This window comes from Rasiella sp. SM2506, from assembly GCF_050859505.1.
In the GTDB taxonomy this organism is placed as follows: Bacteria; Bacteroidota; Bacteroidia; order Flavobacteriales; family Flavobacteriaceae; genus Marinirhabdus.
In genome coordinates this window covers 528,877-540,252 of the sequence record NZ_CP193934.1, presented here as the reverse complement: position 1 = coordinate 540,252, position 11,376 = coordinate 528,877, and the positions used below count along the sequence as shown (strand labels likewise).

The window sequence follows — 11,376 nt, the reverse complement described above, 5'->3', positions numbered from 1 at the left end:
TTTTTATAAAAAATATTGGGGAGTGATTTGGTTTAAAACCGAAATGAAATTTTAAAGATAATATTGAATGGAACAATGGTTTGAGAATTGGATGAAATGTTAAAGTCACTTACAAAAAATCGCTGAAATACATTTTCATCTGTAATATTGTTTGCTATTAATGAGTAATCTATCTTTTTGTTTTTTTGGGTGTAATTTATTTCAAGGTTTGATATAGTAAAGGTTTCTTGGAGATTAGTGGCATCTGGAATATAAATATCGAAATTTAATTTTGTGTACCATCTTTGCGATGGTTTGATAATAAACCCCGTTTCATTTATAACAAAGCTGTTTGAAACTTCTCCTATGCCATTGTTAGTGCTGTTCAGGGTATAATTCAAATTGTTATTGAAGTTAAATATCCCTCTAAATGCACTAATGTATTCAAAACTGAAAGAGTGGGAGGTTAGCTCATTATTGCGAAGAATGGAATTCTGTAAAAAATTGTTGTATTCATATATGCTGAATTTGTAATTGAGTTTTAATTTAGAAGAAAGATCATAAATTAATTTTTCACTGGAAACATCTAAAGAATATCTTTTATTACTCATATCAGTCAATAGGTAAACACTTTCTGTAAACGTGGGGAAAATATTGATTTTTGGAATTATAGGATTAAAGTTTTCTCGAAATGCAAGTCTGGATGACACTCCAAATGAGTTATAAACATCATAATAACTAAACCTTAATTTGGCTTGCTGACTTCTAAGTGTACTAAGTCTAATCGCATTTTTTGATATTGATGTATTATTCAATAAAATGGCATTGGTATATAAATGGTCTAAAGTCAACGGCAAGACTTCATAGAAATAGTTGCCTTCAAGATTTATTTTTTCGCTGAAGCTATGTTTAATTGTTATATCAGGATTTAGGATAAATCGGTTCAATAATGATGTCTCATTGTTTTGTTCTAATTCGAGACTTAAATAATTTGAAGCAAGATTTATACGGAACAGCCATTTATTTAAGTAATAGGACAGGCTGTTATCAAGAGTAAGGCAGTAATTTTCTAATTTTAGATTATTCAAAATACTTTCTGAGCCCGTGCTTGCATCAGATAGGTTAGAGTTAAACCTATTGTATAGGTTGTTAAAAGATGCTGTGCTGGAATATTTAACATTATCGCCAGCACCTATTAGAGATAAATTGAGAACGTACCCTTTTTTATTTTGATAAATATTTTGTTTGGTATAAGCTAACGTATCAATGGTAACGGGTAGTTTATAGAGGTCTTCTTCGGGGTTTTCATTTAAGAAAAAGACACTTGTGGCTTGGACAACTTGCTTATCGTTGAGTTTATGAGTGTATTTTATGTTTTGTTTTATAAAAATATCATTAACAGTATTGCTAATTCGATTTTCAGGTTGGTTGTTAAAAGCAAAATCGAACCTGTTGTCAGTTTCTGTATTATTAATTTTTCCAGTAATCTCAAGAAGCGATTTATCTGAAGTGTTAAGACTTAGTTTGTAATCTGCGTTTAAGATTTTAGGCCTTGCAGCAACGGTAGAATTTTGAAAAAATGTAATTGTGTCATTAGAAGTAAAATACAGGGTTTCTTGGGTTGTTTTTGTCCTCAATCTATCCTGAAAATAAGAAGCGTTGACTCTCAATGCGACCTTGCTCGAGAGATTGATTATTTGATTACTAGAACCATAATAATTATCGTTCTGCAAGAGGTTTTGGCTTTTAATCAGGCTGTTGGAAATCTGTTTTTCTAAAATGGGTGATAAGGTGTAACTTTCTTCAGCTAAATCGTCCAATGAAATTGTATTTGAAAAAATATTGTAAGGAGAAGTGTTTTCACCTACGTTATTGTAGTGAAGGTTAGAAAAATTCTTTGCTTTTTTGGATATGATAAGACCAGTTACATTTGCATAGTATCTCGATTCATGACCAACGCCTAACGTTGCATTTCCCGAAAAATCGGTCTCACCTTCTTTTAATTTTAAATTTAGGGCAATTTTATCTGTAAATTCAATATTTCTCAACAATGGATTTTCTGAATATCGCTCTATGGCTTCGACTTGTTCCACTAAATCTACTGAGATATTTTTGGTGCCTATTGTATAGTTATTGTTAAAAAGGTCATCGCCTTCCAAGAGAACTTTGGCAATATCGCGGCCTTTGTACTGTATTTTTCCATCCTCAAAAACCTCTATACCTGGAAGATTTTTCAAAACGTCTTCAACCGTCTGTTCGGAACCGTCTCTAAACTTTTCGATGGAATAAGTGGTGGTATCCTTCCGTATTTTGATCCCTCGATTCTCAGCTACAATATAAACAGGCTTTAGCTGGTTTGGTGTAAGTTTTTTTAAAATTATATCTTGATTAATTGAATTTTCTCCTCTATTAATTGGGATTTGTTCGTAGGCACCTGAATAGTTTAAGTGTCGGATTTCAAGCACTAAAGTGAAAGGTATTTTGTCTTCTATTTCAAGGGAAAAGTTACCATCTAGGTTAGTGATGGCATATGTGAGTATTTTATCTGTTTCTAAATTTGTAGCTGTAATGCTTGTATTGGGTAACGTTTCTTTATTCTCGTTAAAGATAGTTCCACTAACTTTGATTTTTTGAGAAAAAACGTGAACTGTAATAAACAGAAAAATTAAAGTAAAAAATTGACAAGACTTCATTCATTTAAATCATAGATTTCAATACCATTAAAGGTAACTGTTGTTTTTGAATTATATTTGCTCTCAATCTCATTTTGTGTGGCTCGAAACTTCTTTTTTGCTTTTGCAATAACGTCATCCCAATACATTGCCTTGTTTTCATTAAAAGGGGATGTAATTTCAGTTAATGTGTTTTCGACAATAATTTCAACCGCTTCATATTGAATTCTGTTTTTTTCATCGGTAACTTCTAGAATGAGACCAGGTAGTCCATTAAATTTCCAAGGACCATCAGAAACTGCGATTTCTGGAACATAATAAGCTGTGTAATTTCTGCCTCTAAAATTTGATGAGGCCGCTTTACAGGTATAACCCAAGATGGTTTTTTCTTTATTTATAATTTGCCACTGAAATATATTGAGGCTATCTTTCAATAATGCTTTTTTTACATAAGCTATGCCCGAATGAGTTAGTAGATAATTTTTATTGAAATTTTTATACAACACCTTTTTTTCTTCAATATAGTCCCCTGTGATTTTATCATTTTCATCAATAAATATTGTGTTAGGATTAATTATTTTATGAGTTTCGGTATAGGTAGATTCTTGATTGCAAAAAACTAACTGTCCAAAAATTGTTTCTCCACTCGAATCTTGATAATACTCGTCAATTGATTCATATTTAATTTTCAAAGTAGGATAAACTTGACTAATTAAATTTAAGGAAAATAGAAAAAAGCAAGTAAAAATTGAATATTTCATATTAAATTTAAATTATGAGAGGTTTCTTAAACATAAAATAAGAAACCTCTATAAAACTAATCTTAATTCTTTAGTCCTGTGCTAAATAATCTTTTAATAAATTTGCCGCACAACTTTTTGCTTCGCGATATGTTTCGGCGCTACAGCAAAATAAATTACCGTCGTAAGAATAACAATATTCTACAAAATCTTCAGACTCATAAGATATGAATCCTGAAATTTCTGAATTTACATAAGTTGGTACAGTAAATGAAGATAATCCAATAAATGCAATTATCAAAAGTAAATGTTTCATAATAAAAAGTTTTAAGAATTAATACTGGAAAAGCGTTAACGGGGAGAGAAAATCTTTGCTTTCCATTTTTTTGTCAGTTTTGCAAAACTTTTATGAAAGTAAAAAAAAAATCAAATGTTCAAAATTTTTAACACATTTTTTATTTTGTGCTAATTGCTCACCATCACCAATCCCATTGCTTACGGCACAGCAGCGAAGCTTCAAAGTTAGATAGCTATTTTATCAACGACTTAAATGTGAATTACACCTTTAATAATGTTCCTTTTGTACGTGAAATAGTCTTACAAGGTTTGGTAAATAACATTTTCAACGTAGAATATGTAAACAACGGGTACTTTTTTACGTTCGATGATGATTTCAGCAATCCGCCAGCGGTGACCACGGTTGAAGGTGCAGGATTTTTTCCACAGGCAACGATTAATTTTTTAGTTGGGGCTACTGTGAAGTTTTAGGTTACTTAAACGTAACCGAAGTACTAATTACTAACCGTAATCACATTTCCATTGCGAACCGCTCTATAACGTAACATAGGAAACAAGTTCTGATCGCTCATATGCTGGCCGGTCACTATGTTATATTCATTGTCGTCTGTTGGACATGGGCAGGTAGCAATAATGCCCTCAATCTCCATCCTAGAACATGAACTTGGTGTATGATTAGGATCGCTTAACTCAAAAGCTGAGTATTCATTATTATTAATATTGTAAATCACAACACCTCTAATTCCCTGTGGAGGATTCAATAAAACACTTCCTCCCGGAAATCTTAAAGGATCGTACTGTGGTAAGCTTAAGTTAAGCGTAATGTTTACTAAAGGATTAATAAGATTGGGATTGTTGCCCGTAAAATCATCGTCTTTTTTACAGGAAAAAAAAAGGATACTTAAAAGCCCAATGCTGAATACTATTTTTGTTGAATTGCCCACGGCAGTATAAAATTTAGAGATTTGTACTTTGCTAATAAGGTTGTTTGAATCAGTTTCAAAATTACGATAAAATAGCCAACAAGTTATTTTTTAGTATATTTGTATAACGAAATCCCGTCACACGTATGGGATTTTTTGTGTTTACAACTGAAGGAGATATTTTGTATCTTTTCAGAAGCAATAAAATTAAGTTATAAGAATACAACGAAGGAATTATGAGCAAAGTATCTTACTACACTGCCGAAGGATTAAAAAAACTTCGAGATGAAGTGAACCATTTAAAGGATGTTGAGCGTCCAAAAGCGTCTCAAGCAATTGCTGAAGCCCGTGATAAGGGTGATTTAAGTGAAAATGCCGAGTATGATGCTGCAAAAGAAGCGCAGGGTATGCTGGAAATGCGAATCTCTAGACTGGACGAAACCTTAGCAGGAGCTCGACTAATTGACGAAACCCAGCTAGATACCAGTAAAGTACTGGTGCATTCTACGGTGAAAATAAAAAATCAAACTACTGGTGCTACCATGACGTATAAATTAGTAGCCCAAAGTGAAGCCGATTTAAAAACCGGGAAGATCTCGGTAGATTCTCCAATTGGAAAAGGATTGTTAGGAAAAAAAGTAGGCGATAGTGCCGAAATACAAGTGCCTAATGGTACCATGAAATTTGATATTGTTGAAATAACGCGCGAATAATACATGGCTTCTATATTTACCAAAATAATTGAAGGCGAAATCCCTTCTCACAAAATTGCCGAAGATCATAAATTTATTGCTTTTTTGGATGTAAACCCCAACGCAAAAGGGCACACCTTATGTGTTCCTAAAGCAGAAGTAGATAAAATTTTCGATTTAGGGGAACAGGATTATCTGCAATTAATGCAGTTTTCCAGACAGGTGGCAAAAGCGCTCGAAAAAACAGTAGCTTGCAAGCGGGTAGGTATCTCGGTAATTGGTTTGGAAGTTCCTCACGTACATGTGCATCTTATCCCTATTAATGAAATGGAGGATATGTCGTTTCAGCATAAAGTGAAAATGAGCCAAGATGAGCTCGCGTCTTTAGCGCAAGAAATAGGTGAAAATTTTTAAGTTATATAGTAGATTAAAGCACCTAATAATAGTGCGTCTATTAAGATAATAAAGTAAAGCAGTGGTTTTAATTTCACTGCCGTGCTCATAGGTACTGCCAACTTCCTATTGTATTCGTGCACCCGTTCAATATCATCGGTCCAGCTCTCTGGAAAAATAGCGTGATTACAGGTGTGACAGTACATTTTTGAACTGATTTCTTTCTCTCCCTTTTCGTAAAATTTATTCTCCGTTTTTTCCTGACTGAAGGTGAGTTCCAATCCGTCTGTTGCAAAACAGGTAGGACAGTTGTTAATTAAACGAGCGGTATGTAAGGTGTGGGTTGTTTTCATGTTACTCTGTTTGGCGAAGCATTATACTCATAGTAGTGCCAATCTTTGGGTTGCTTTTTAAAACGCGAATTTTACCATCGTGGTATTCTTCAATAATTCTTTTTACTAAAGATAATCCAAGGCCCCAACCTCTTTTTTTGGTTGTAAATCCAGGGGAAAATACTCTTTTAAAATCTCGTTTAGGAATTCCTTTTCCTGTATCTGTTACTTCAATAAAAGCTTTGTTATTACTGGACGAAATAGCAACGCTTATTTTTCCTTTTCCCTTCATAGCATCAATAGCATTTTTAACTAAATTCTCTATGGTCCAACTGTATAATTGATGATTGAGTGCTACGTAAATAGGTGCTTTAGGCACGTGTAATTCAAATTCAATTAATTTTGAGCTTCTGTTTTTTAAATATTCGTAAGCGTCTACGGTTTCTTGTACCAGGTCTGTTTTTTTTAGGGTGGGGACGGAGCCAATTTTAGAGAAACGTTCGGTTATGGTTTGTAACCTGTCTATGTCCTTTTCTATTTCAACAATATACTCGGGATTTATATTTTCAATTTTTAAAATTTCGGCCCAACCTACTAAAGAAGAAAGCGGGGTGCCTATTTGATGCGCCGTTTCTTTTGCCATTCCAGCCCATAGTTTGTTTTGGTCGGAGCTTTTTGCAGTTTGATAGAAGAAATAAACAGCGCTAAAAATTAAAGCGATAATTACTATAAGAAGGGCTGGGTAAAATTTAAGTTTATTAATGATGGGAGAATTTCCGTAATAGATCGTGGTAAGAACTTTGTTTTTATACGTTACTTCTAAGGGTTTGTATTCTTGTGCGTAGAGCTTAGAAAGTTCAATAAGCTTTTCTTTTAAATGAATAGAATCATTTTTTGTAATATCTATATTTCTATAATCGTACAAATCTTCTTCTTTGGTATGTAAAACCATAGGAGTAGTGGTGTTGCTTTCTAGAATTTTTAGAACCACGGGGCTCAATAGCATATTGTCGCTTAATTGAAATTCCTGTAAGTCTTGTTGTGCCGCAGCCCAGATTTTCATTTTGGCTCGCTCGTTTTCTTTCAATCGATCAAAGAAGGAATAGGTGTTATAACCTACTAAAGTTATGATGCCTAGTGAGGCTAGAACAATCATCCATCTCGCAAAGGCTTTTCTTTTATGCATACGTTGCCATTTTAGGTTTAAATATAAAGTAAAAATGTTGATATTATTGTGCAAGCAAGTTTTCAATTAGTTGCTACTTTGGGTACATTTGCGCTATGATAAGTATAGATCCAAAAGAAATTTCTGTAGGTACATTGCACGGCTATTTGTTAGGGGCGGTGTCGCCTAGACCTATTTGTTTTGCCAGTACTGTAGATGCTGAAGGCAATGTAAACTTATCGCCCTACAGTTTTTTTAATGTTTTTAGTGCCAACCCCCCTATTATGATTTTCTCTCCAGCAAGGAGAGTTCGTGATAATACTACAAAGCATACCCTGGAAAATATTCTTGAGACCAAGGAGGTGGTTATAAACATTGTGAGCCATGCTATGGTGCAACAAATGAGTTTATCTTCTACAGAATATGACAAGGGCATTAACGAATTTACCAAAGCCGGATTTACTCAAATGCCCTCAAGCCTTGTAAAGCCTCCCCGTGTAAAAGAAGCTCCAGTTCAGTTTGAATGTAGAGTAAATGAAGTAATTGGTCTGGGAAGCGAAGGTGGAGCGGGTAATTTGGTAATTTGTGAAGTGATAAAAGTACACCTACACGAAGAAATCCTGGATGCAAATGGGGCTATAGACCCGTTTAAGATTGATACCGTGGCTCGTATGGGAGGCAATTGGTACTCTCGCGCCAAAGAGGGTATGTTTGAGGTTGAAAAACCTTTACGAACCTTAGGAATGGGAGTAGATCGTTTGCCCGTTGCAGTACGATTAAGTAAAACCCTCACCGGAAATGATTTAGGAATACTGGCGAATGTAGAAAAAATGCCAGATGCACAAGAAATTGATACCTTTGTAGCTCAAGCTTCAGAGCCCTATCAATATTTGATTAGCTCGGGAACAGATGCTGAAATTCATGAAGAAGCACACTCTCTGCTATCCAAAGGAAACGTAAGTCAAGCCTGGTGTTTGTTGCTCAGTAAAAAATAGAGAATAAAGAATATATAATAATGCTGAAACTGTCAAAAAAAGTACAGTCTAAGTGTAATACATACTAAAGATGGAAGTACAAGGAAAAATTAAAATGATTGGCGAAACAGCCACTTTTGGAAGTAACGGATTTAGAAAAAGAGAATTGGTTGTGACTACAGAGGAGCAATATCCACAGCATATTATGATAGAGTTTGTGCAGGATAAAACCGATTTGCTAAATAGCTATCAAGTAGGACAAAATGTAAAGGTAAGTATCAATTTAAGAGGTAGAGAATGGGTAAATCCACAGGGGGAGACCAAATACTTCAATTCTGTACAAGGATGGAGAATCGAGAACGCAGATCAATCTGTGTCTAAAGACATGCCGCCAATGCCTCCAGCAGATACGTTTGAGCCAGCTAGTAATTTAAATGAAGACGATCACGACGATTTGCCTTTTTAGTGAAGCTCAACTTTTTAATTCGCAACGAATTAAAAAGTGTAGGCGTAACTTATCTCGTTACAAAACGGGACTTAATAGGAGTCGTTTTCATTGCATATTAAATATATCTTTTAAATCCTGCCGTTTTGGTGGGATTTTTAAATTTTACCCTATATATTTCTACCTATTTTAAAAGCATCTCTGTTTTTTAACTGAAATTTCCTAAATCATTACCCCATGCAACTTCTTACAAAAGAATTACATTTTCCCAATGTTTCCGAAGCCTCGGAAGATGGATTGCTAGCTGTTGGTGGAGATTTAACTGTTGAAAGATTATTGTTGGCGTATACTTCGGGAATTTTTCCTTGGTATGAAGCTGGGCAACCTATCTTGTGGTGGAGTCCAGATCCTAGAATGGTTTTATTTGTTGAAGATTTTAAGGTCTCAAAATCACTTCAGAAAATACTTCGGAAACAGCTGTTTACCGTTACTTTTAATCAGGATTTCAAAGCCGTTATACATCATTGTGCTCGCGTAAAAAGAGATGGGCAGTACGGTACATGGATTACACAGGAAATGATGGCGGGATACCTTCAGCTCCATAAACAGGGGCATGCAATTTCTTTTGAAGTTTGGCAAGACCAGCAATTGGTTGGAGGTGGCTACGGAATACAACTTCCGGAAAAGAAAGTCTTTTGTGGCGAAAGTATGTTTAGTTTGGTAAGTAATGCTTCAAAAGTAGGGTTCTATCATTTGGTTGAAAAATACAAAGCAGCAGCATATGATCTTATAGATTGCCAGGTATATACACAGCATTTAGAAAGCTTAGGTGCTCAGGAAATTCCGAGAGCTAAATTTTTAAAACACTTAAGTTTTTAATAAACAGAGTTTTACTGAAGAATTTTTTTATCATTATATTCGCTTATAAATTTATAGCCCCATGAAGAAGTTTACTCCTTTTTTACTAGTATTTATTTTGTTCTTTGTAACGCCCATAGTAGCACAGGAAGAACCAATCCCTCACTTTTTAACAGAATCTGAAAAAGAATTACTCCCTAATTATACTTTTGGTAGTGACAACCGAACACCTCCGCCAACGGGCCCAGTAAGAACCATGGCAGAGTGGGAAGAGGTAGAATATTTAATGATTACCTGGCAACCAAGCTTTCCCAATATCTTACGTCAAATTGTACAAGCAGCTGTTCAGGAATGTAAGGTAATTATCACCACGCAAAATGAAACGAGTGTGGCTAATTATTTAACGTCCAATGGAGTTGATTTAACAAATGTTACCTTTTTAGATGAAGATTGGGATACTATTTGGCTTCGCGATTATGCAGGAAATACTATTTATAGTAATGACGTAGGAGATCGTGCCTTGGTAGATTGGATTTATAACCGCCCACGTCCTAATGATGACGTAATGCCTCTGGCACACGCTTCCAACACAGGAGTGCCTATTTATGTAACCGATAGCGGTACAAATGATTTGGTAAATACCGGCGGAAATTTTATGAGCGACGGACTAGGGATTGCGTTTGCTTCAGAATTAATATTAGAGGAAAACGAACCCGGTAATTCGTATGGAGTGACGCCTAAAACCGAAGCACAAATAGACCAGATAATGAGTGCGTATATGGGAATTGATTCATATATAAAAATGCCAAAATTGCCTTATGATGGTATTCACCATATAGATATGCACATGAAATTACTGGATGAAGAAACAGTATTGGTAAGTAAATATCCAGAAGGAGTTGCAGATGGGCCTCAGATTGAAGCGAATATAAATTATGTTTTAAGTAATTTTCAATCAGCTTTTGGTACACCGTACGATATAAAATGGATAGATGCACCACCAAGCACATCTGGAAATCATCCGGACAGTGGCGGCTCTTATCGTACCTTTACAAATGCCACTTTTGTAAACAAAACTATTTTAGTGCCAACCTATAGAACCGAAGTAGACGATCCTGCGTTGGCACAATGGGAGGCAATGATGCCTGGATATACCATCGTGGGTATAGACGTTGATAATAGTGGAGAAAATCTAATTTCTCAATTAGGTGCAATTCACTGTATCACTCATTCCATTGGTGTGGTAGATCCATTGTGGATAGTACACCAAAAAATTAGTGAAGCTGAAGCAAATGCTGTAGTTCCTGTGGAAGCACAAATAAAGCACAATTCTGGTATTGCCACTGCTTCAGTTTTCTGGAAAGAAGAAAGTGCTACTACTTGGACACAAACCGATATGAGTGATGCTGGCAATGATATGTGGACAGCAGCTTTAACACTCCCTGATACAGAAGAGAATATCCAATATTATATTGCTGCGGAAGCTAATTCTGGCAAATCACAGGTTAGGCCTATTGTTGCTCCAGAAGGCTATTGGACGATGAACTTAGGTGGGGTGTTAGGGACAAACACTTTTGAAAATACAGCAGTTACAGGACCATTTCCTAATCCTGCAACAAATCAGGTTTCATTTGGTTTTGAGAGCGCTACCACCACGGTAACTGTTGTCGTACATACCGTGTTGGGTCAAGAATTAATGAACAAAGAATATGCAACAAACAACGGTTTGTTAACATTCGATTTACCAGCAAATTGGTCAGGAACATTGTTTGTAAGCTTAACGACCCAGAAGGGAACAACCGTTAAAAAATTACTCAAAAAGTAAAAAAAGACAATATGGAGACTACTATGCCGTTACTTTTTAAGTAGCGGCATATTTTTTTCACTAAAATATGTAGTTCATCGG

Annotated in this window: 13 protein-coding genes; 7 read left to right on the top strand and 6 right to left on the bottom strand. The window is 35.1% G+C overall.

All coding sequences use genetic code 11. From position 1 onward, the window contains the following. Positions 1–32: 32 nt before the first annotated feature. From ACQ2HF_RS02620 to ACQ2HF_RS02610, 3 genes are all read right to left on the bottom strand, one after another. The gene (locus tag ACQ2HF_RS02620) at positions 33–2,672 is read right to left on the bottom strand and encodes a hypothetical protein (RefSeq protein WP_432411964.1); all 2,640 of its coding nucleotides are present in this window, start codon (positions 2,670–2,672) and stop codon (positions 33–35) included. Further along, positions 2,669–3,412 (bottom strand): GLPGLI family protein, encoded by a 744-nt coding sequence (locus ACQ2HF_RS02615; RefSeq protein WP_432411963.1) that lies wholly within the window; start codon positions 3,410–3,412, stop codon positions 2,669–2,671. Before ACQ2HF_RS02615 ends, ACQ2HF_RS02620 begins: the two co-directional genes overlap by 4 nt. Before the next feature lie 70 nt (positions 3,413–3,482). Continuing rightward, a complete protein-coding gene (locus tag ACQ2HF_RS02610; RefSeq protein WP_432411962.1) occupies positions 3,483–3,707 on the bottom strand; it encodes a hypothetical protein in 225 nt (74 codons plus the stop codon). A gap of 236 nt (positions 3,708–3,943) precedes the next feature. Between ACQ2HF_RS02610 and ACQ2HF_RS02605 the strand changes: the two genes are divergently transcribed. Continuing rightward, positions 3,944–4,159 (top strand): hypothetical protein, encoded by a 216-nt coding sequence (locus tag ACQ2HF_RS02605; protein ID WP_432411961.1) that lies wholly within the window; start codon positions 3,944–3,946, stop codon positions 4,157–4,159. A gap of 23 nt (positions 4,160–4,182) precedes the next feature. On the opposite strand, the gene ACQ2HF_RS02600 is transcribed toward ACQ2HF_RS02605, so the two are convergent. Then, positions 4,183–4,632: a hypothetical protein gene (locus tag ACQ2HF_RS02600; RefSeq protein WP_432411960.1), complete on the bottom strand. Its 450-nt coding sequence runs from the start codon at positions 4,630–4,632 to the stop codon at positions 4,183–4,185. A 215-nt stretch (positions 4,633–4,847) separates the two neighbouring features. Between ACQ2HF_RS02600 and greA the strand changes: the two genes are divergently transcribed. Further along, positions 4,848–5,324: a transcription elongation factor GreA gene (gene greA, locus ACQ2HF_RS02595; RefSeq protein ID WP_432411959.1), complete on the top strand. Its 477-nt coding sequence runs from the start codon at positions 4,848–4,850 to the stop codon at positions 5,322–5,324. A 3-nt stretch (positions 5,325–5,327) separates the two neighbouring features. Then, positions 5,328–5,717, top strand: coding sequence for an HIT family protein (locus tag ACQ2HF_RS02590; protein WP_432411958.1), 390 nt, complete (start codon positions 5,328–5,330; stop codon positions 5,715–5,717). Here ACQ2HF_RS02590 and ACQ2HF_RS02585 read toward each other — a convergent pair. Both ACQ2HF_RS02585 and ACQ2HF_RS02580 read right to left on the bottom strand, forming a co-directional pair. Further along, positions 5,714–6,049: a hypothetical protein gene (locus ACQ2HF_RS02585; protein WP_432411957.1), complete on the bottom strand. Its 336-nt coding sequence runs from the start codon at positions 6,047–6,049 to the stop codon at positions 5,714–5,716. The genes ACQ2HF_RS02590 and ACQ2HF_RS02585 overlap by 4 nt on opposite strands. A 1-nt stretch (position 6,050) precedes the next feature. Beyond that, a complete protein-coding gene (locus ACQ2HF_RS02580; protein ID WP_432411956.1) occupies positions 6,051–7,214 on the bottom strand; it encodes a sensor histidine kinase in 1,164 nt (387 codons plus the stop codon). A 95-nt stretch (positions 7,215–7,309) separates the two neighbouring features. Here ACQ2HF_RS02580 and ACQ2HF_RS02575 point away from each other — a divergent pair, with 95 nt between their 5' ends. The 4 genes from ACQ2HF_RS02575 to ACQ2HF_RS02560 all read left to right on the top strand — a co-directional run bounded on the left by ACQ2HF_RS02575 (position 7,310) and on the right by ACQ2HF_RS02560 (position 11,295). Beyond that, positions 7,310–8,188 carry a flavin reductase family protein gene (locus ACQ2HF_RS02575; protein WP_432411955.1) on the top strand — a complete coding sequence of 293 codons (879 nt, stop codon included), beginning with the start codon at positions 7,310–7,312 and terminating at the stop codon, positions 8,186–8,188. Between the two features lie 70 nt (positions 8,189–8,258). After that, entirely contained in the window at positions 8,259–8,633 is a 375-nt protein-coding gene (locus ACQ2HF_RS02570; RefSeq protein ID WP_432411954.1) for a DUF3127 domain-containing protein, read from the top strand. A gap of 216 nt (positions 8,634–8,849) precedes the next feature. Continuing rightward, complete coding sequence (gene aat, locus ACQ2HF_RS02565; RefSeq protein ID WP_432411953.1) at positions 8,850–9,491, top strand: leucyl/phenylalanyl-tRNA--protein transferase; 642 nt, start codon at positions 8,850–8,852, stop codon at positions 9,489–9,491. Positions 9,492–9,552: 61 nt separating this feature from the next. Next, the gene (locus ACQ2HF_RS02560) at positions 9,553–11,295 is read left to right on the top strand and encodes an agmatine deiminase family protein (protein WP_432411952.1); all 1,743 of its coding nucleotides are present in this window, start codon (positions 9,553–9,555) and stop codon (positions 11,293–11,295) included. Positions 11,296–11,376: the final 81 nt, after the last annotated feature.